At 72.4% G+C, this 19,940-nt stretch carries 19 protein-coding genes; 3 read left to right on the top strand and 16 right to left on the bottom strand.

Features of this window, described 5'->3' with window-relative positions:
* Positions 1-88: 88 nt before the first annotated feature.
* From carB to pyrR, 5 genes are read right to left on the bottom strand one after another with little or no spacing between them, the layout of a single operon-like run.
* Positions 89-3,466 carry a carbamoyl-phosphate synthase large subunit gene (gene carB / locus EV384_RS16180; RefSeq protein WP_130334322.1) on the bottom strand — a complete coding sequence of 1,126 codons (3,378 nt, stop codon included), beginning with the start codon at positions 3,464-3,466 and terminating at the stop codon, positions 89-91.
* Positions 3,459-4,664, bottom strand: coding sequence for a glutamine-hydrolyzing carbamoyl-phosphate synthase small subunit (gene carA / locus EV384_RS16175; protein WP_130334320.1), 1,206 nt, complete (start codon positions 4,662-4,664; stop codon positions 3,459-3,461). The genes carB and carA overlap by 8 nt, the downstream gene beginning before the upstream one ends.
* Positions 4,661-5,938, bottom strand: a complete 1,278-nt coding sequence (locus EV384_RS16170) for a dihydroorotase (RefSeq protein ID WP_130334318.1) — start codon at positions 5,936-5,938, stop codon at positions 4,661-4,663. The genes carA and EV384_RS16170 overlap by 4 nt, the downstream gene beginning before the upstream one ends.
* Positions 5,935-6,861 carry an aspartate carbamoyltransferase catalytic subunit gene (locus EV384_RS16165; RefSeq protein WP_130334316.1) on the bottom strand — a complete coding sequence of 309 codons (927 nt, stop codon included), beginning with the start codon at positions 6,859-6,861 and terminating at the stop codon, positions 5,935-5,937. The genes EV384_RS16170 and EV384_RS16165 overlap by 4 nt, the downstream gene beginning before the upstream one ends.
* On the bottom strand, positions 6,858-7,442 hold the full coding sequence (gene pyrR / locus EV384_RS16160) for a bifunctional pyr operon transcriptional regulator/uracil phosphoribosyltransferase PyrR (protein ID WP_130334314.1): 585 nt from the start codon (positions 7,440-7,442) through the stop codon (positions 6,858-6,860). The genes EV384_RS16165 and pyrR overlap by 4 nt, the downstream gene beginning before the upstream one ends.
* A 285-nt stretch (positions 7,443-7,727) precedes the next feature.
* Between pyrR and bldD the strand changes: the two genes are divergently transcribed.
* Entirely contained in the window at positions 7,728-8,216 is a 489-nt protein-coding gene (gene bldD, locus EV384_RS16155) for a transcriptional regulator BldD (protein WP_013285505.1), read from the top strand.
* A gap of 88 nt (positions 8,217-8,304) precedes the next feature.
* On the opposite strand, the gene nusB is transcribed toward bldD, so the two are convergent.
* The 4 genes from nusB to aroB form a co-directional block, all read right to left on the bottom strand.
* On the bottom strand, positions 8,305-8,715 hold the full coding sequence (gene nusB / locus EV384_RS16150) for a transcription antitermination factor NusB (RefSeq protein WP_207232603.1): 411 nt from the start codon (positions 8,713-8,715) through the stop codon (positions 8,305-8,307).
* Between the two features lie 23 nt (positions 8,716-8,738).
* Positions 8,739-9,296 (bottom strand): elongation factor P, encoded by a 558-nt coding sequence (gene efp, locus EV384_RS16145; RefSeq protein WP_130334310.1) that lies wholly within the window; start codon positions 9,294-9,296, stop codon positions 8,739-8,741.
* 208 nt (positions 9,297-9,504) lie between these two features.
* A complete protein-coding gene (gene aroQ, locus EV384_RS16140) occupies positions 9,505-9,945 on the bottom strand; it encodes a type II 3-dehydroquinate dehydratase (RefSeq protein WP_130334308.1) in 441 nt (146 codons plus the stop codon).
* Positions 9,942-11,018 carry a 3-dehydroquinate synthase gene (aroB, locus tag EV384_RS16135; protein WP_130334306.1) on the bottom strand — a complete coding sequence of 359 codons (1,077 nt, stop codon included), beginning with the start codon at positions 11,016-11,018 and terminating at the stop codon, positions 9,942-9,944. The genes aroQ and aroB overlap by 4 nt, the downstream gene beginning before the upstream one ends.
* A gap of 138 nt (positions 11,019-11,156) precedes the next feature.
* Between aroB and EV384_RS16130 the strand changes: the two genes are divergently transcribed.
* Both EV384_RS16130 and EV384_RS16125 read left to right on the top strand, forming a co-directional pair.
* Positions 11,157-11,681, top strand: a complete 525-nt coding sequence (locus tag EV384_RS16130) for a DUF2243 domain-containing protein (protein WP_130334304.1) — start codon at positions 11,157-11,159, stop codon at positions 11,679-11,681.
* A complete protein-coding gene (locus EV384_RS16125; protein ID WP_130334302.1) occupies positions 11,678-12,451 on the top strand; it encodes a cytochrome c oxidase assembly protein in 774 nt (257 codons plus the stop codon). Before EV384_RS16130 ends, EV384_RS16125 begins: the two co-directional genes overlap by 4 nt.
* Here EV384_RS16125 and EV384_RS16120 read toward each other — a convergent pair.
* From EV384_RS16120 to EV384_RS16090, 7 genes are all read right to left on the bottom strand, one after another.
* A complete protein-coding gene (locus EV384_RS16120) occupies positions 12,441-12,947 on the bottom strand; it encodes a shikimate kinase (RefSeq protein WP_130334300.1) in 507 nt (168 codons plus the stop codon). The two genes, EV384_RS16125 and EV384_RS16120, sit on opposite strands and share 11 nt — an antisense overlap.
* Before the next feature lie 78 nt (positions 12,948-13,025).
* A complete protein-coding gene (gene aroC / locus EV384_RS16115) occupies positions 13,026-14,204 on the bottom strand; it encodes a chorismate synthase (RefSeq protein WP_130334298.1) in 1,179 nt (392 codons plus the stop codon).
* Between the two features lie 195 nt (positions 14,205-14,399).
* Positions 14,400-15,212 (bottom strand): shikimate dehydrogenase, encoded by an 813-nt coding sequence (locus EV384_RS16110; protein WP_130334296.1) that lies wholly within the window; start codon positions 15,210-15,212, stop codon positions 14,400-14,402.
* Positions 15,209-16,429, bottom strand: coding sequence for an endolytic transglycosylase MltG (gene mltG, locus EV384_RS16105; RefSeq protein WP_130334294.1), 1,221 nt, complete (start codon positions 16,427-16,429; stop codon positions 15,209-15,211). Before mltG ends, EV384_RS16110 begins: the two co-directional genes overlap by 4 nt.
* Positions 16,426-16,887: a Holliday junction resolvase RuvX gene (gene ruvX / locus EV384_RS16100; protein WP_130334292.1), complete on the bottom strand. Its 462-nt coding sequence runs from the start codon at positions 16,885-16,887 to the stop codon at positions 16,426-16,428. Before ruvX ends, mltG begins: the two co-directional genes overlap by 4 nt.
* A 70-nt stretch (positions 16,888-16,957) precedes the next feature.
* Positions 16,958-19,636, bottom strand: coding sequence for an alanine--tRNA ligase (gene alaS / locus EV384_RS16095; protein WP_130334290.1), 2,679 nt, complete (start codon positions 19,634-19,636; stop codon positions 16,958-16,960).
* Entirely contained in the window at positions 19,633-19,938 is a 306-nt protein-coding gene (locus tag EV384_RS16090) for a hypothetical protein (RefSeq protein WP_130334288.1), read from the bottom strand. The genes alaS and EV384_RS16090 overlap by 4 nt, the downstream gene beginning before the upstream one ends.
* Positions 19,939-19,940: the final 2 nt, after the last annotated feature.

Below are 19,940 nucleotides of genomic sequence, written 5' to 3'. Positions count from 1 at the left end.
CCCCGGGAGTGATCGATCATGAAGTTGTTGCCCGCCGCCTCGGCGTGTCGAGGCAACAACTTCATGATCGACGCTGCGATCCGGGGGGTCACTGGGCGGCCCGCAGGGCGGCGTGGAGCTCCTGGAGGGGGCGGACGCGCATGTCGCCGCGGATCCTCGCCTCGATGCCCATGACCGCGGCGGCGGCACCGGGGACGGTGGTGATGCAGGGGATGTCCGCCGTCACCGCGGCGCTGCGGATCTCGTAGCCGTCGGAGCGGGCGCTGGCGCCGGAGCCCTGCGGCGTGTTGACCACCAGGGCCACGTCGCCGCCGAGGATCATCGAGACCGCGTCCTCGCCCTCACCGGCCTCATAGTGCTTGCGGATCTGCTCGCAGGCGATGCCGTGCCGGCGCAGCACCTCGGCGGTGCCGGTGGTGGCGACGATCTCGAAGCCCAGGTCCGCCAGGCGCTTGATCGGGAAGATCATGCCGCGCTTGTCCCGGTTGGCCACCGAGACGAAGATCTTCCCGGCGGTCGGCAGCGAGCCGTACGCGGCGGACTGCGACTTGGCGAAGGCGTGCCCGAAGTTGGTGTCGATGCCCATCACCTCGCCGGTGGACTTCATCTCCGGGCCCAGCAGGGAGTCGATCCCCTTGCCGGCCGGGGTGCGGAACCTCTTGAACGGCAGCACCGCCTCCTTCACCGCGATCGGGGCGTCGGCCGGCATCGTGCCGCCGTCCCCGCTCGGCGGGAGCAGGCCCTCGGCGCGCAGCTCGGCGATGGTGGCGCCGAGCGCGATCCGGGCCGCCGCCTTCGCCAGCGGCACGGCGGTCGCCTTGGAGACGAAGGGGACCGTCCGGGACGCCCGCGGGTTCGCCTCCAGCACGTAGAGCATGTCGTCCTTGAGGGCGTACTGCACGTTGAGCAGGCCGCGCACGCCCACGCCCTTGGCGATCGCCTCGGTGTAGCGGCGCACCTGGACCAGGTGCGAGCCGGCCAGGGTGATCGGCGGAAGCGCGCAGGACGAGTCGCCGGAGTGGATGCCGGCCTCCTCGATGTGCTCCATCACCCCGCCGAGGTAGACCTCGCCGTCGGCGTCGCAGAGCGCGTCCACGTCGATCTCGATGGCGTCGTCGAGGAAGCGGTCGACCAGGACCGGGTGGTCCGGGGAGATGTCGGTGGCCCGGCCGATGTAGTCGCGCAGCGTGGCGTCGTCGTAGACGATCTCCATGCCCCGCCCGCCGAGCACGTACGACGGGCGGACCAGCACCGGGTACCCGATCTCGTCGGCGATCGCCTTCGCCTCGTCGTACGAGGTGGCCATGCCGTGCGCGGGGGCGCGCAGCCCGGCCCGGGCGAGTACCGAGCCGAACGCGCCCCGCTCCTCGGCCAGATGGATCGACTCCGGGGAGGTGCCGACCACCGGCACCCCGGCGTCCTTGAGCCGCTGCGCCAGGCCCAGCGGGGTCTGCCCGCCGAGCTGCACGATCACCCCGACCACGCCCGGCCCGCCGGCCGCCCGGCCGGAGGAGTCCTCGGCGTGCCAGACCTCCAGGACGTCCTCGAAGGTCAGCGGCTCGAAGTAGAGCCGGTCGGCGGTGTCGTAGTCGGTGGAGACCGTCTCCGGGTTGCAGTTGACCATCACGGTCTCGTAGCCGACCTCCCGCAGCGCCATCACGGCGTGCACGCAGGAGTAGTCGAACTCGATGCCCTGGCCGATCCGGTTCGGCCCGGAGCCCAGGATGAGCACCTTGGGCCGGTCCGAGGGCGCGACCTCGGTCTCCTGGTCGTAGGTGGAGTAGTGGTACGGCGTGGTCGCCTCGAACTCGGCGGCGCAGGTGTCCACCGTCTTGTAGACCGGGCGGACGTCGAGCCGGTGCCGCAGGGTGCGGACGCCGTCCTCGGCGGCCAGCTCCGGGCGGAGCGCGGCGAGCTGCCGGTCGGAGAGCCCGGCCCGCTTGGCCCGGCGCAGCAGGTCCGCGTCGAGCACCGGGGCGTCCACGATCTCCGCGCGCAGCTCGACCAGCGCGGCAATCTGGTCCAGGAACCACGGGTCGATCCCGCCGGAGGCGGCGGCGACCTCGGCGATGGAGGCGCCGAGCCGCAGCGCCCGCTCGACGGTGTAGAGCCGGCCGTCGTGCGGCATCTTCAGCGCGGCGAGGGTGTTCTCCTTCGTCGCGCCGGCCGGGTCGGCGCCCGTCGCGGCAGCGACGACCGGATCCGGCACGGTCCAGAATCCGCCTGCTTTCGTCTCCATCGAGCGCATCGCCTTGTTCAGCGCCTCGGTGAAGTTGCGGCCCAGGCTCATCGCCTCGCCGACCGACTTCATCGTGGTGGTCAGCTCCGGGTCCGCGCCGGGGAACTTCTCGAACGCGAACCGGGGGATCTTCACCACCACGTAGTCCAGGGTCGGCTCGAAGGCCGCCGGGGTCTTCAGGGTGATGTCGTTGGGGATCTCGTCGAGGGTGTAGCCGATGGCCAGCTTCGCGGCGATCTTGGCGATCGGGAAGCCGGTGGCCTTCGAGGCCAGCGCCGAGGAGCGGGACACCCGGGGGTTCATCTCGATCACGACGATCCGGCCGTCGGCCGGGTTGACCGCGAACTGGATGTTGCAGCCGCCGGTGTCCACCCCGACCTCGCGCAGCACCGCGATGCCGAGGTCGCGCAGGCGCTGGTACTCCCGGTCGGTCAGCGTCATGGCCGGGGCCACGGTGACGCTGTCGCCGGTGTGCACGCCCATCGGGTCGACGTTCTCGATCGAGCAGACGACGACCACGTTGTCGTGGCGGTCGCGCATCAGCTCGAGCTCGTACTCCTTCCAGCCGAGCACGCTCTCCTCGATGAGCACCTCGTGCACCGGGCTGGCGGCCAGGCCGGCGCCGGCGATCCGGGCCAGGTCCTCGGGCGTGTGCGCCATGCCGGAGCCCAGGCCGCCCATGGTGAACGACGGCCGGATCACCACCGGCAGGCCCAGCTCGGTGACGGTCGCCTCGACCTCGGCCATCGAGTGGCAGACCCGCGACCGGGGCACCAGGCCGGTCGGGTCGTCCAGACCGAGGCGTACGCCGGCCTTGGCGACGATGTCCTTGAACAGCTGCCGGTCCTCGCCGCGGTTGATCGCCTCGATGTTGGCGCCGATCAGCTCCACGCCGTACTTCTCCAGCACGCCCGCCTCGTGCAGGGCGACCGCGGTGTTCAGCGCGGTCTGCCCGCCCAGGGTGGGCAGCAGGGCGTCAGGGCGCTCCTTGGCGATGACCAGCTCGACGAACTCCGGAGTGATCGGCTCGACGTACGTGGCGTCGGCGAACTCCGGGTCGGTCATGATCGTCGCCGGGTTGGAGTTGACCAGGCTGACCCGGATCCCCTCGCTGCGCAGCACCCGGCAGGCCTGGGTGCCGGAGTAGTCGAACTCGCAGGCCTGCCCGATCACGATCGGCCCGGAGCCGATCACCAGGATGTGCTTGAGATCGGTCCGCTTAGGCATTCTTGCCGCCTTCACTCTGCTGTCGGTCGAGGCCGCGGCCCTCGCTGCGCATCCGGTCGAGGCCGCGGCCCTCGATCAGTTCGGCGAAACGGTCGAAGAGGTAGTCCGCGTCGTGCGGGCCGGCCGCCGCCTCGGGGTGGTACTGGACGGTGAAGGCGGGCACGTCCTTCGCCCGCAGCCCCTCGACCACGTTGTCATTGAGGCAGACGTGCGACACCTGAACGCCGCCGAACTCGGTCTCGATCACCTGGTCGGGGACCACCGCCCCCGCCCCAGCGCCCGGGACCTGGACGGCGAAGCCGTGGTTGTGGCTGGTCACCTCGACCTTGCCGGTGGCCCGGTCGAGCACCGGCTGGTTGATGCCGCGGTGGCCGTAGCCGAGCTTGTAGGTGCCGAAGCCGAGCGCCCGGCCGAGGATCTGGCTGCCGAAGCAGATGCCGAACAGCGGGACCCGCCGGCGCAGCACCTCCTGGGCGAGCGTGACCGGGCCGTGGGCGGTGGCCGGGTCGCCCGGGCCGGGCGAGAAGAAGACCGCGTCCGCGCCGGTGGCGAGCAGGTCCTCGATGCTCGAACCGGCGGGCAGCACGTGGGTGGTGACCCCCCGGGCGGCGAGCCGGCGCGGCACGTTGCGCTTGATGCCCAGGTCCAGCGCGGCGACCGTGAACCGGTGCTCGCCCTGCGCCTCGACCACGTACGGCTTCTCTGTGGTCACCTCGGCGGAGAGGTCCGCGCCGACCATCTGCGGCGACTGGCGGACCCGGGCCAGCAGGGCGCGCGGGTCGTCGTCGATGCTGGAGATGCCGACCCGCATGGCGCCCCGCTCGCGCAGGTGCCGGGTCAGCGCCCGGGTGTCGACGCCGCTGATGCCGACCACGCCCTCGGCGGCGAGCCGGTCCTCCAGCCCGCCGGTGGCCCGCCAGTTGGAGCCGATCCGGGCCGGGTCGCGGACCACGTACCCGGCGACCCAGATCCGGCCGGACTCGTCGTCCTCGTCGTTCACGCCGGTGTTGCCGATGTGCGGGGCGGTCTGCACCACCACCTGGCGGTGGTAGGACGGGTCGGTCAGGGTCTCCTGGTAGCCGGTCATGCCGGTGTTGAAGACCGCCTCGCCGAAGGTCTCCCCGACGCTGCCGTACGCCTCGCCGTGGAACGTGCGCCCGTCCTCGAGAACGAGGATCGCGGAACGTCTGCGGGTCACTTGACTGCCTTTCCGTCCAGGACCGTCGGCTCGCCGCGCAGGAAGGTCGCCACGATGCGACCCGGCAGCGTCATGCGGGCGTACGGGGTGTTGCGACTGCGACTGGCCAGCTCCGCCGGCTCGATGGTGCGGCGGGCGGCCGGGTCGACCAGGGTCAGGTTGGCCGGCACGCCGGGGGCCGGGTCGACGCCGTGCCCCTCCAGGCCGGCGATCCGGGCCGGGGCGCGGGACATCCGCTCGGCGATCAGGTCCCACTGCGGGCCGAGCACGTCGAGCGCGATGGAGAGCGCCGTCTCCAGGCCGAGCATGCCCGGCCGGGCGTACGCCCACTCGCACTCCTTGTCCTCCACGGCGTGCGGGGCGTGGTCGGTGGCGATGATGTCGATCACGCCCTCGGCCAGCGCGGCGCGGAGCGCGGCGACGTCGGTGCCGGTCCGTAGCGGCGGGTTCACCTTGTAGACCGGGTCGTACGTCTCGGCCTTGGAGTCGGTGAGCAGCAGGTGGTGCGGGGTCACCTCGGCGGTGACCTTCACGCCGCGCGCCTTCGCGTGCCGCAGCACCTCGACGCTGCCGGCGGTGGAGACGTGGCAGATGTGCAGCCGGCTGCCGACGTGCTCGGCCAGCAGCACGTCCCGGGCGATGATCGCCTCCTCGGCGACCGCCGGCCAGCCGGTCAGCCCGAGCCGGGTGGAGACCTCGCCCTCGTGCATCTGCGCGCCCTCGGTGAGCCGCGGCTCCTCGGCGTGCTGCGCGATCACCCCGTCGAACGCCTTGACGTACTCCAACGCCCGGCGCATCAGCTTCGGGTCGGCGACGCAGTGCCCGTCGTCGGAGAAGATCCGCACCCGGGCCGCCGAGTCGGCCATCGCGCCCAGCTCGGCGAGCTGCCCGCCGGCCAGCCCGACGGTGACCGCGCCGATGGGCTGCACGTCGACCAGCCCGGCCTCCCGGCCGAGCCGCCAGACCTGCTCGACCACGCCGGCGGTGTCGGCGACCGGGGAGGTGTTGGCCATCGCGCAGACCGCGGTGTAGCCGCCCAGCGCCGCCGCCCGGGAGCCCGATTCGACGGTCTCGGCGTCCTCCCGGCCGGGCTCGCGCAGGTGGGTGTGCAGGTCGACCAGGCCGGGCAGGGCGACCAGGCCGGCGCCGTCGATCACCGTGGCGTCCGGCGCGGTCAGCCCCGCGCCGACCTCCGCCACGACGCCGTCGCGGATCAGCAGGTCGGTCGGCGCGGCGCCGACGACGCTCACGCTCTTGATCAGGTACGCGGTCACCGGTTGTTCCCTCCGAGCAGCAGGTAGAGGACGGCCATCCGCACGGAGACCCCGTTGGCGACCTGTTCGACGATGGTGGAGCGGGGCGAGTCGGCGACCTCGGGCGTGATCTCCATGCCCCGGTTCATCGGGCCGGGGTGCATGACGATCGCGTGCTCGGGCAGCCGGCGCATCCGCGGGCCGTCCAGGCCGTAGCGGCGGGCGTACTCGCGGGCGGAGGGGAAGTAGGAGTCGTTCATCCGCTCCCGCTGCACCCGCAGCATCATCACCACGTCCGCGCCGGGCAGCACAGCGTCGAGGTCGTAGGAGACGTCGGTGCCCGGCGCGAGCGCCCCGGAGATGTCGACGGGGATCAGCGTGGGCGGGCCGACCAGGGTGACCTTGGCGCCGAGGGTGGAGAGCAGCAGCACGTTCGAGCGGGCCACCCGGGAGTGCAGCACGTCGCCGACGATCGCGACGTGCAGGCCGGCGAGCCGACCCAGCCGGGAGCGCATCGTGTATGCGTCGAGCAGCGCCTGGGTGGGGTGCTCGTGGGTGCCGTCGCCGGCGTTGACCACCGACCCCTCCACCCAGTTGGCCAGCCGGTGCGGGGCCCCGGAGGCGGGATGCCGGACGACCACCGCGTCGGCGCCCATCGCCTGGAGGGTGAGCGCGGTGTCCTTCAGGCTCTCGCCCTTGGTCACGCTGGAGCCCTTGGCGGAAAAGTTGATCACGTCGGCGCTGAGCCGCTTGGCGGCCGCCTCGAACGAGATCCGGGTGCGGGTGGAGTCCTCGTAGAAGAGGTTCACCACGGTCCGGCCGCGCAGCGCGGGGAGCTTCTTGACCTCGCGGCCGGCGACGGTGGCCATCTCGGCGGCGGTGTCCAGGATCAGGGTGGCGGTGGCCGCGTCGAGGTCGCCGCCGGAGAGCAGATGCCGGATCATGCGGGATTCCCCCCGTACAGCTTGACCTCGTCGGCGCCGTCCGTCTCGCCGAGGGTGACCTTCACGCTCTCGGCGAGCGCGGTCGGGATGTTCTTGCCGACGTAGTCGGCGCGGATCGGCAGCTCGCGGTGGCCGCGGTCGACCAGGACGGCGAGCTGCACGGAGGCGGGGCGGCCGACGTCGCTGAGCGCGTCCAGGGCGGCCCGCACGGTGCGGCCGGAGAAGAGCACGTCGTCGACGAGGATGACCCGCTTGCCGTCGATCCCGCCGGGCGGCAGCTCGGTCGGGCCGACCGCGCGGGTGGCGTGCCGGCGCAGGTCGTCGCGGTAGAGGGTGATGTCGAGCACGCCGACCGGGACGGCCACGTCCTCGAAGGTGCTGATCCGCGCGGCGAGCCGGCGGGCGAGCGGTACGCCCCGGGTGGGGATGCCGAGCAGCACGGTGTCGGCGGCGCCCTGGGTCTTCTCGAGGATCTGGTGGGCGATGCGGTCGACCACGCGCGACACGTCGGCGGCGGCGAGGATCACCTTCACCGAGGGTTGTCGCGGCGGCGACGACTGGGCAGCCGGTGGGTAGGCCACGGCGGACCTCCTTCCCCGCCTCACGGGACGGGTCGTTAAAGGACGTCTGGGTTGCCGGTCCGGCCGCGAACGGCCCGGACCGGGGCTTCACGCCACGTTACCAGCGGTCACCGGGCCGACCGCCGCCGGTACTGACCCCAGGATCAGGGTGGCGAAATGGGGATAACTCCCCCCGTGCCCCCCAACGGTGTTGTCACGACCACTTGACCAGGTGTCGCAATCCCCGTACCGTCACGCTCCGTAGCGATAGCTGGGAGAACCCCGAGCAGCACTGGGAGTGTCCGAATGCCCTCTGAATACGCCAAGTCGCTGGGCGCCCGCCTGCGCTCCATCCGCCAGCAGCAGGGCCTGTCCCTGCAGGGTGTGGAGGAGAAGTCGAACGGGCGGTGGAAGGCCGTGGTGGTCGGCTCGTACGAGCGCGGCGACCGGGCCGTCACCGTGTCCCGCCTGGCGGAGCTGGCCGACTTCTACCGCGTTCCCGTCTCGGAGCTGCTGCCCGACGGCAGCGGGGTGCGCCACGAGCCGACCAGCAAGATCGTCCTCGACCTGGAGCGGCTCTACGACGAGGCCTCCGAGGACCTCGCCTACGTCGCCCGGTACGCCCGTGCCATCCAGCAGCAGCGCGGTGACTACAACGGCCGGGTGCTCTCCATCCGCGCCGACGACCTGCGCGCGCTGGCGATCGTCTACGACGCCTCGCCGTCGGGCCTGATCGAGCGGCTCACCGAGCACGGTGTGCTGGTCGCCGACCCCCGGGCGTTCTTCGCGTCCTGACCCGTAGCAGCAACCGAAAGGGCCCGTGCCGTCCGGCACGGGCCCTTTCGTCGTACGGGTGCGGTCGCCGCGGCGCGTCGGCCGCGACTCAGCGGGTGGCGTACTCGGCGATCCGGCCGAGCACCCCGTTGAGGAAGCGCGGCGAGTCGTCGGTCGACATCTGCCGGGCCAGCTCCACGGCCTCGCTGATCGCCACCGCGTCGTCGATGTCGTCGACGTACAGCAGCTCGTAGACGGCGATCCGGGCGAGGTTACGGTCGACCACCGGCATCCGCTCGAGCGTCCAGCCCTCGGCGTAGCTGGCGATCAGCTCGTCGATCCGGTCGAGGTGCGCGGCGACGCCCTCGACCAGGCTGACCGCGTAGCCCAGGTGCTCCGGGCGGGGCTTCTCGATCCGCTCGATGTAGCCGGCGAGCACCTCGACCGGGGGCCGGTCGCGCAGATCCGCCTCGAAGAGCACGTCCAGCGCCCGCTTGCGCGCCTTGCGGCGCGCCGGCATCTGCTGCTTGGGACCCTCAGCCATCAGGCGCGGCCGAGGTAACGGCCGTCGCGGGTGTCGACCTTGATCTTCTCGCCGGTGGTGATGAAGAGCGGCACCTGCACGGTCGCGCCGGTCTCGACGGTGGCCGGCTTGTTGCCGCCGGTCGACCGGTCGCCCTGCAGACCCGGCTCGGTGTAGGTGACCTCCAGCACGACGGAGGTCGGCAGCTCGATGTAGAGCGGGACACCCTCGTGCGTGGCGACGGTCGCCTCCGCCTCCGGCAGGAGGTAGTTGGCGGCCTCGCCGACGGTGCCGCCGGGGACGGTGATCTGGTCGAACGTCTCCAGATCCATGAAGACGTAGTCCTCGCCGTCGGCGTACAGGTACTGCATGGTGCGCTTGTCGACGGTCGCGGTCTCGACCTTGGTGCCCGCGTTGAAGGTCTTGTCAACGACCTTGCCGGACAGCACGTTCTTCAGCGTGGTGCGCACGAAGGCGCCACCCTTACCGGGCTTGACGTGCTGGAACTCGACGACGGCCCAGAGCTCCCCGTCGAGGTTGAGTACGAGGCCGTTTTTGAGCTCGTTGGTGGTGGCCATTTCCTGCCTTGATCATCAATTGGCGGACAGACCTGCAAAGTCTACTAGCTGTGTCGAACCGACAGGGCCGCCGCTGTCCCGCCGAGCCCGAGGGTCATCCCGGGTGCCGGCGCCGACCGCCCACCGGTCCCACCGCGCCCCCTCTGCTCTGCTGCAGTGGCGGCAACAGTCACACCGGGTATCGGCCCTGCGGCCCCGGGCGACCGGCTCAGTCGGTCGCGGCCAGCCGGGTGGCGATGTGCTGCAGGGCGAGGCGGTAGCCGTCCACGCCCAGCCCGCAGATCACCCCGGTGGCCACCGCGGAGACCACCGAGTGGTGCCGGAACTCCTCCCGGGCGTGGATGTTGGAGATGTGCACCTCCACCAGCGGCCCCCGCAGCATCGCGCAGGCGTCCCGCACCGCGATCGAGTAGTGCGACCAGGCGGCGGGATTGAGCACCACCGGGGCGCCCTCGTCGGCCGCCGCGTGCAGCCAGCCGAGCAGCTCCTGCTCGGCGTCGGTCTGCCGGACCACCACGTCCAGCCCCAGCTCCCGGCCGACGTCCACGCACCTGGTGACCAGGTCGGCGTAGCTGGTCACCCCGTAGACGTCGACCTGCCGGGTGCCGAGCCGGCCCAGGTTGGGGCCGTTGAGCACGTACACCCTCACGAGGAGATCTCCCGGTAGGCGGCGTGCAGCAGGTCGTCGTCGGGGCCCTCCAGGATCGCCGGCCGGGCCAGGCCGTCGAGCACGACGAAACGCAGCGTGCTGCCCCGGGCCTTCTTGTCGACCCGCATCGCGGCGAGCAGTCGCGGCCACGCGTCGGCGGGGTAGCTGGTCGGCAGGTCGAGCGCGGCCACCACGGCCCGGTGCCGCTCGGCGGTCGCCGCGTCCAGTCGACCGGCGAGCCGGGCCAGCGCGGCGGCGTAGACGAGGCCCACGGAGACCGCGTGCCCGTGCCGCCACCGGTAGCCCTCCACCTTCTCGATCGCGTGGGCCAGGGTGTGCCCGTAGTTCAACACCTCCCGCACCCCGGACTCGCGCAGGTCGCCGGAGACCACGTCGGCCTTCACCCGGATCGCCCGCTCGATCAACTCCCGGGTCACCGGCCCGGTCGGGTCGAGCGCGGCAGCGGGATCCCGCTCGACCAGGTCGAGGATCACCGGGTCGGCGATGAAGCCGCACTTGACCACCTCGGCCATCCCGGCGGCCAGGTCGGCCGGCGGCAGGCTGTCCAGCGTGGCGAGGTCGCAGATCACCCCGGCCGGCGGGTGGAAGGCGCCGACCAGGTTCTTGCCGGCGGCGGTGTTGACCCCGGTCTTGCCGCCCACCGCCGCGTCGACCATGCCGAGCAGCGAGGTCGCGATCGGCACCCAGCGCACCCCACGCAGCCAACAGGCCGCCACGAAGCCGGCCAGGTCGGTTACCGCGCCGCCGCCGATCCCCACCACGGCGTCGGTACGGGTGAACCCGGCCTCGCCGAGCCGGTCCCAGCAGTCGGCGGCGACGTCGATCTGCTTGCCCGCCTCGGCGTCGGGCACCTCGATCAGCAGCGGTTCGACCCCGACCGCGCGGACCCGCTCACCGAACGTCTCCGCCAACTCCTTGAGCGGGGGCGCGTGCAGCACCGCCACCCGGTTCGCGCCGGGCAGCAGCCGGGGCGGCGGGTCGAGCAGGTCGCGCCCCACCAGCACGTCGTACGGCCGCTCGCCGCCGACCGGGATCCGGGTCACCTCGTCCATCGCCGGCAGCCTAGCCGAGCCGGCGGTCCCCGGGCGGCGAGTGTCCACTCCGTGACCCGGGCGGCGTCCGCGACGTTTGACCGGTACGGCCCGGGCACGGAGCCACGGACCGACCACCGACCGCCGGAGGAGCTGGCGATGACCCGACACACCCTCGACGGAGCGGACATCCTGGTCCCCGCGACGATCCTCGGAGTCGGGCTCGGTGGCTTCGTCGACGGCATCCTGCTGCACCAGGTCCTCCAGTGGCACCACATGCTGAGCAGCACCGACACCGACCACGTCGGGATCCGGGCGTACCCGGTGGACACCGTGCCGGGGCTGCGGATGAACACCCTGTGGGACGGACTGTTCCACGTGGTGACCTGGGTCGCGGTGCTGGCCGGGTTGGCGCTGCTCTATTCCCGGGTGACCCGGTCCCGGGGCCGGCTCTGGCGCTCCCCCGTGCTCTGGGGCTGGGCGCTGGTGGGCTGGGGACTGTTCAACCTGGTCGAGGGGATCGTCGACCACCAGCTGCTCGGCATCCACCACGTCCGCGGCGGACCGCACCAGACCGCCTGGGACCTCGGCTTCCTCGCCCTCGGGGCGGCCCTCGTCGCGGTCGGCTGGCTGATCCAGCGGAGCGCCGGCACGGTCGACGTCTGCGCGCCGGACCGGCGGTGATCCTCGCCCACGCCGGGCACCCCGCCGGGGGCGTCCCGCCCGTCGCTCTCGTACCGCTGGGGATGTTCTGGGTCTACCTGGCCGCCGCGCTGCGACAGCGCGACCCCGGCCGGCCCGGGTGGAGCCACCGGCGGACGGCGAGCTTCGGTCTCGGCACGGCGCTGCTCGCCGCCGGGCTGGCCTGGCCCGCGGGCGGCCTACCCGGGCACATGTGGCAGCATCTGCTGCTCGGCATGCTGGCGCCGCTGGCCCTGGTGCTCGGCGCGCCCGGCACCCTCGCGCTGCGCACGGTGGACCAGCGCACCGGCCGGGCGGCGGTACGACTGCTGCGTCACCCGGTGGCCCGGGCGCTCGCCCACCCGGTCACCGGCCTGCTGCTCACCACCGGCGGCCTGTACCTGCTGTACCTGACGCCGCTCTACCGGGCCACGCTGACGAGCCCCGCCCTGCACGGCCTGGTGCGCCTGCACCTGGTGCTCGCCGGCTACCTCTTCGCCTGGTCCGTCGCCGGCCCCGATCCCGGTCCGCACCGCCCCCGCGTCCCGGTCCGCCTGCTCGTGCTCGGCGTCGCCGTGGCCGCGCACGCCACAATGGCCCAGCTCCTCTACGCCGGCGTCCTCGTCGACGTCCCCGCCACCGGGGACGAGCTACGGGCCGCCGCCACCGTCATGTACTACGGCGGCGACCTCGCCGAGATCCTGCTCGCCCTGGCACTCCTGGTCACCTGGCGTCCCGAGCGTCGCCCCGCGCCGACGCCGGTCAGGGCTTGAGCAGGGCGGCAACCTCCGCCGCGATCTCCTCCGGGGTGCGCCCGTCGGTCAGCACGGTCGCGGTGGCCACCTCGGCGTAGAGCGGACGGCGCTGCTCCATCAGGTGCTTGAGGGTGGCCCGCGGATTGATCGCCAGCAGCGGTCGCCCGGCGCCGAGACCGATCCGCTTCACCGCGTCGGGCAGCTCCACCGAGAGGTGCACCACGGTGTGCCCGATCAGCGCCGCGCGGTTCTCCTCGGCGAGGATCGCGCCGCCGCCGAGGGCGAGCACCCCGCCGTGCGAGGCCAGCGCCGCCGCCACCGCCGCCCGTTCGAGGGTACGGAAGTGGTCCTCCCCCTCGTCGACGAAGATCTCCGGGATCGGCTTGCCGGCGAGCTGCTCGATGTCGAGGTCGGTGTCCCGGAACTCGACGCCCAACTCGGCGGCGAGCGCCTGGCCGACGGTGGTCTTGCCGGAGCCGGGCGCCCCGACCAGCACGCAGACCGGCCGGTTCACCGGGCCACGCTCCCCGCCGTCACCGGGTCCGTCTTTCGTTCGCGACTGCGGGGCTCCGCTCCGCTGCACTCCTCGCGCTCACCGGATCACCAGGGCGTCGAGGTAGCCGGCGAGGTTGCGGCGCATCTCGGCGATCGAGTCGCCGCCGAACTTCTCCACCGCCGCCTCGGCGAGCACCAGGGCGACCATCGCCTCGGCGACCACCGCCGCGGCGGGCACCGCGCAGACGTCCGAGCGCTGGTTGATCGCGGTGGCCGGCTCACCGGTGGTGACGTCGACGGTGGCCAGGGCCCGGTTCAGCGAGGAGATCGGCTTCATCGCCGCCTTCACCCGCAGCGGCTCGCCGGTGGTGATGCCACCCTCCAGGCCGCCGGCCCGGTCGGTGATCCGGCGCACCCCGGTGGCGGTCGGCAGGATCTCGTCGTGCGCCTCGGAACCGCGGGAGCGGGCCTGCTGCCAGCCGTCGCCGATCTCCACGCCCTTGATCGCCTGAATGGACATCAGCGCGGTGGCCAGCCGGGCGTCGAGCTTGCGGTCCCACTGCACGTGGCTGCCCAGGCCCGGCGGGACCCCGTACGCGAGCACCTCGACCACGCCGCCGAGCGTGTCGGCGGCCTTCTTCGCGGCGTCGACCTCGGCGACCATCCGGGCGCTCGCCTCCGGGTCGAGGCAGCGCAGCGGGTCCGCGTCGATCCGCTCCGCGTCGGAGGGGGTGGGGCGCAGCCCGGGCTTGGCGGCGACCGGGCCCAGCTCCACCACGTGGGAGACGATCTCGACGCCGAGCGCCTGCTTGACGAGGGCCTTGGCGACGGTGCCCACGGCGACCCGGGCGGCGGTCTCGCGGGCGCTGGCCCGCTCAAGGATCGGCCGGGCGTCGGTGTGGCCGTACTTCTGCATGCCGGCCAGGTCGGCGTGGCCCGGCCGGGGGCGGGTGAGCGGCGCGTTGCGGGCCTGCCCGGCCAGCTCCTCCGGGTCGACCGGGTCGGCCGCCATCACGGCGCGCCACTTGGGCCACTCCGAGTTGCCCACCCGAATCGCCACCGGGCTGCCGATGGTGACCCCGTGCCGGAACCCACCGATGATCTCGATCTCGTCCTGCTCGAACGACATCCGGGCGCCCCGGCCGTAGCCGAGCCGGCGCCGGGCCAGCTCACCGGCGATCTCCCCGGTGGTCACCTCGATCCCGGCGGGCACCCCCTCCAGCATCGCGACGAGGGCGGGTCCGTGCGATTCACCTGCAGTCAGCCAGCGCAACACAGCGGTCAGTCTGTCACGCCCGGTGGCCGCCACGACGCCGTGCCCACCGCGTCCCGCCCTGCGGACGTGGCGTCCCGCCCTGGCCGCGCCCAGGCGGCGGGCATGGCCGGGTCGGCTGGCGGTCGGGTCGGCACCCGCCGCAGTCGCATTGGCGCCCGGCGCGGGTGATTCGGCGCCCGGCACGGCCGGGCCGGCTCAGCCGGCGCGAGCGGCGGCCAGAGCGGCGGCCATCGCCTCGCGGGGCGCGGGGACGCCGGTGAACTGCTCGAACTGGCCGACCGCCTGGGCCAGCAGCAGGTCCAGCCCGGAGACCACCCGGCAGCCGGCGGCGAGCGCGGCGGCGGCGAGCGGGGTGGGCCAGGGATCGTAGAGAGCGTCGAAGAAGACCGTCCCCGGCCGCCAGTCGAAGTTCTCGGCGAGGGGGTCGGCCACGCCCTTCGGCACGGTGGAGATCACCACGTCGGCCCGGGCGTGGCTCGGCGCCCCGTCCCAGGCCGCGCCGGTCAGCGGCACGCCCACCGCGCCGGCCACCGGGCGCAGTTCGTGGACGGCCTCCGGGCGCCGGGCCACCACGGTCACCTCGGCCGCGCCGAGCCGGGCTGCCGCGGCGAGGGCGGCCCGGGCGGTGCCGCCCGCGCCGAGCACGGTTACGACGACGCCCGACGCGCACCCGGCGGCCGCGAGCACCTCGACCATTCCGGTCACGTCAGTGTTGTCGGCGTACCAGGAGCCGTCGGGTCGGCGTACCAGCGTGTTGGCGGCGCCGACGGCGGCGGCGACCGGCGAGACCTGGTCGGCCAGCGCGAGCGCCGCCTCCTTGCCCGGCATGGTCACCGACAGCCCGGCCCACTCCGGGCCGAGCCCGGCGACCAGGTCGGGCAGTTCCTCGGCCCCGCACTCCAACCGGGTGTACGACCACCCGGTCAACCCGGCCGCCGCGTACCCCGCCTCGTGGATCACCGGGGAGAGCGAGTGGGCGATCGGCTTGCCGACGACAGCGGCCCTCACGACGTGCAGTTCGATCCGGTCAGCACCTTGTTGTCGCACATCGTCCGGATCAGCTTGCGGTAGTCCGCGTCGTTGGAGCCGTACCCCATCGTGCCCTTCTGGTCGATGGTCATGAAGAAGATCCAGTCCCCGGTCGGCGGGGTCAGCGCCCCCTTGAGCGCGTCCTCGCCGGGGTTGCTGATCGGCGTAATGGGCAACCCCGCCACGTCGTGCGTGTTGTACGGGTTCTTCAGGTTGTGGATCTCGCTCTGCAGCAGGTCGTCGGAGTCCTTCGGCTCCTTGCCCTGCAACCGCAGCCAGTAGTTGATGCCGCTGTCGATCCCCAGGCAGTTACAGCCGATCTTGCCGGCGTAGACCCGGTTGTAGATCACCCGGGAGACCTTCGGCAGGTCCACGTGGTTGACCGACTCGGCCTGCGCGATGGACGCGGTGATCAGCGCCTCGTACGGGGAGATCTTCCGCTCCTGCTGCGCCTTCTCGACGAAGTTCAACTCCTTGGTGACGGTGAGGAACTGGTCCACCATCATCGACAGGATCTGCTCGGCGGTCGCCTTCGGCGGGATCTCGTAGGTCGCCGGGAAGAGGAAGCCCTCGATGCTCTTCGGGCCCTTCTTGCCGTCGCCACGCGTGAACCAGTAGGCCGGCACGCCCAGCTTGACCGGATCCTTCGCGGCAGCCTTGAAGTCGGCGACCGGGATCTTGGTCTGCTTGGAGAGAATGTCGTAGATCGCCAGGCTGATGGTGCCCTCGGGGATGGTCACCCCGTTCACCACCCGGCTCTTCGGGTCGAGCAGCAGGGTCACCGCGTCGGCGGCCTTCATCTGCTTCCGGACCTTGTACCGGCCGACCTGGATGTTCTTGCTGCGGGAGTTGGCCTCCGCGGCCTCGATGAACGCCTTGGTGCTCTTCACCACCCCGGCGTCGTAGAGGGAGTCCCCGATGTCGGTGAGGGTGTCGCCGGCCTTCACCTCGACCAGCGCCTCGCCCGAGCCGGGGCCGTCGTAGTCCGGGGTGACGAAGTGGTTGCGGATCCGGTCGAAGCCGACGTACGCGCCCCCGCCGATGCCGCCCAGCAGCACGAGGGCCATCAGCAGGGCGAAGATCGTCTTGCCCCGGCCGCCCGACTTGCCGTTGCGCTTGGCCACGGCGCCGCGCCGGTGCCGGCCCTTCTCCCCCCTCTCCGACTCGTCGAGAACCAGATCCAGATCGTCGATCATTGCGTCCGCCTCCGCTGCGCGTCCAGCCAGCTCTGCAGAATCTCCACCGCGGCGGCCTGGTCGACCACCGCCCGTTGGCGCTTTCCCCGGACGCCACGTTCGGCCAGCCTACGACTAGCCACGACGGTCGACATCCTCTCGTCCGTCAGCGCCACCGGAACCGGCGCTATTACATCGGCCAGACGGGCAGCGTACGCCGAGACGTTCGTCGCCGCCGGGCCGTGTTTGCCGGCAAGATTGACCGGAAGGCCCACCACGACCTCGACGGCCTCGTGCTCCGCGATGAGGTCGACCAGCGCCGCCATGTCGGCGGGCACCGCGTCGGCCGCGGCGGTCAGGTCCCGGGCGAGGGTGACCAGCGGGGTGGCCAGGATGCCGTGCGGGTCGGAGCGGGAGACGCCGACCCGGACCTGCCCGACGTCCACCCCCAACCGGACCCCACGGGACAGCTCAGCCATTATCGGACACCGCCCTGTGACAGGCCAGGGCGGACCGGTGTGGTCCGCCCTGGCCGCAGTCGGTGCGCCATCACGCGTCGGCGATCGCCTTCTCCACGGTGGCCAGCAGGTTCGGCGCCTCGGCCGCCGGCAGGCCACCACCCTGGGCGAGGTCGTCGCTGCCGCCACCGCGGCCGGAGAAGGCCGTCTTGACCAGCTCCTTGGCGGTCAGGCCGCGACCGCGCGCGGCCTGGTTGACCGCCACCACCAGGGACGCCTTGCCTCCTGCCCGGGCCGCCACGGCGACCACCGCCGGCCGGGCCGGGTCGATCCGACCCCGGATCTCCTGGGCCAGGGTCCGCACGTCGTTGCCGGCCGCCCCCTCGGGCGCCTCGGTGCCGACGTACGCCACCCCGCGCACGTCCTTCGCCTGCCCGGCGAGCGCCGCCGCGCCGCCGAGGACCAGCTGGGCGCGGAGCTTCTCGAGCTCCTTCTCCGCGTCGCGCAGCTGGGTGACGGTCTGCTCCACCCGGTCGGCGACCTGGTCGCCGGGGACCCGGAACAGCTCGGCCAGCCGGGAGACCAGCAGGTGCTCGCGGGCCAGGAAACCGAAGGCGTCCATGCCGACGAGGGCCTCGATCCGGCGCACGCCCGAGCCGACCGAGGCCTCGGAGAGGATCTTCACCAGGCCGAGCTGCGCCGACCGGGCCACGTGCGTGCCACCGCACAGCTCCCGGGCGTAGTCGCCGACCTCGACGACCCGGACCCGCTCGCCGTACTTCTCGCCGAAGAGCGCCATCGCGCCGATCCGGCGGGCCTCCTCCTGGGTGGTGATGAAGGCGTGCACCTCCATGTCGGCCAGGAGCACCTCGTTGACCTGCTGCTCCACGTCGTGCAGCACGCTCGGCGCCACCCCGGTCGGGGTGTTGAAGTCGAACCGCAGCCGGCCCGGCGCGTTCAGCGAACCCGCCTGGGTGGCCGACTCGCCGAGGAAGTTGCGCATGGTCTGGTGCACCAGGTGGGTCGCGGTGTGCGAGCGGGAGATCGCCCGCCGCCGGGACACGTCGATCTCGGCGTACCCGGTCTCCCCGGCGCGCACCTCGCCCCGGACCACCCGCGCCCGGTGCACGATCAGGCCCGGCACCGGCTGCTGCACGTCGAAGACCTCGAGCTGGCCGCCGCCGACCGTGATCAGACCCTGGTCCGGCTGCTGGCCGCCGCCCTCGGCATAGAACGGGGTGGTGTCGAGCACCAGCTCGATCGTGTCGCCCTCGACCGCCGCGCCGACCTCGGCGCCGCCGGCGAGCAGCGCCCGCACCCGCGACTCCCGGTTCAGCTCGGTGTAGCCGGTGAACTCCACCGGACCACCGCCGTCGAGCACCGACCGGTACGCCGACACGTCGGTGTGCCCGGTCTTGCGCGCCTGCGCGTCCGCCTTCGCCCGGCTCCGCTGGTCGGCCATCAGCCGGCGGAAGCCCTCCGCGTCGACCTGGAGCCCCTGCTCGGCCGCGATCTCCAGGGTCAGGTCGATCGGGAAGCCGTACGTGTCGTGGAGCTGGAACGCCTTGTCGCCGGAGATCGCCGCCTTGCCGGCCGACTTGGTCTCCGCGATCGCGGTGTCCAGGATGGTGGTACCCGACCGCAGCGTGGCGAGGAACGCGTCCTCCTCGGCGTACGCGTACTGGGAGATCCGGCCGAACTCGGCGGACAGCTCCGGGTACGACGGCGACATGCAGTCCCGGGCCACCGGCAGCAGCTCGGGCAGCGCCCGGTCCTGATAGCCGAGCAGCCGGACCGCGCGGATCGCCCGGCGCATGATCCGGCGCAGCACGTAGCCACGGCCCTCGTTCGACGGGGTGACGCCGTCGCCGATCAGCATCAGCGCGGTGCGCACGTGGTCGGCGATCACCCGCAGCCGGACGTCGTCCGGGTGCGACTGGCTGGCCACGTGGCCGGAGCGCGCGCCGTACCGCTTGCCGGTCAGCTCGGCGGCCCGGTCGAGGATCGGCCGGACCTCGTCGATCTCGTAGAGGTTGTCGACGCCTTGGAGGATGGAGGCCATCCGCTCCAGGCCCATGCCGGTGTCGATGTTCTTCGCCGGCAGCTCGCCGAGGATCGGGTAGTCCTCCTTGCTGGTGCCCGGACCCCGCTCGAACTGCATGAAGACGAGGTTCCAGAACTCCATGTAGCGGTCCTCGTCGACCGCCGGGCCGCCCTCGCGGCCGTACTCCGGGCCACGGTCGTAGAACAGCTCGGAGCACGGGCCGCAGGGGCCGGGGATGCCCATCGACCAGAAGTTGTCCGCCTTGCCCCGGCGGACGATCCGCTCGGCGGGCACCCCGACGGAGCGCCAGATCTGGTACGCCTCGTCGTCGTCCAGGTAGACCGTCGGCCAGATCCGCTCCGGGTCCAGCCCGAAACCGCCCTGGTCCAGCGGCTTGGTGACCAGGTCCCAGGCGAGCGGGATGGCCCCGTCCTTGAAGTAGTCGCCGAAGGAGAAGTTGCCGTTCATCTGGAAGAACGTGCCGTGCCGGCTGGTCTTGCCGACCTCGTCGATGTCCGGCGTCCGGATGCACTTCTGGACGCTGACCGCGCGGGAGTACGGCGGGGTCTGCTGGCCCAGGAAGTAGGGGACGAACTGCACCATGCCGGCGTTGACGAACAGCAGGTTCGGGTCGCTGATGGCGGGCAGCGGAGCGGACGGCACCACGGCATGGCCGTTCGCCTCGAAGTGCGCGAGGTACCGCCGCTTGATCTCCGCCGTCTTCATCGCTGGTGCTCCTCCGGGAAAATCTCTCGGTCGCCGATGCGCGGGTCCTCGCGCAGCTCGGCGAACTGGTCGTCGAACGTCTCGCCGCGGGCGAACGCCTCGTGGATCTCCTGCTCGCGCTCGGCCATCCCGACCCGGACGTCCTCCACGAAGCTACGCAGCGACTCGACCAGGCCGCCAGCGGATTCCGACAGGCCGCTGGCGATGCCGGCTGGCGTGTACGCCTGCGCCGTTTTGGTCGCCTTGCGCACCACCAGCACGCCCACTGCCAGCCCGATGCCCAGCCAGAACAACCGCCTCATGT

The sequence above is a fragment of the Micromonospora kangleipakensis genome (genome assembly GCF_004217615.1).
GTDB lineage: Bacteria > Actinomycetota > Actinomycetes > Mycobacteriales > Micromonosporaceae > Micromonospora > Micromonospora kangleipakensis.
This window is presented reverse-complemented; position numbering and strand designations above follow the sequence as displayed.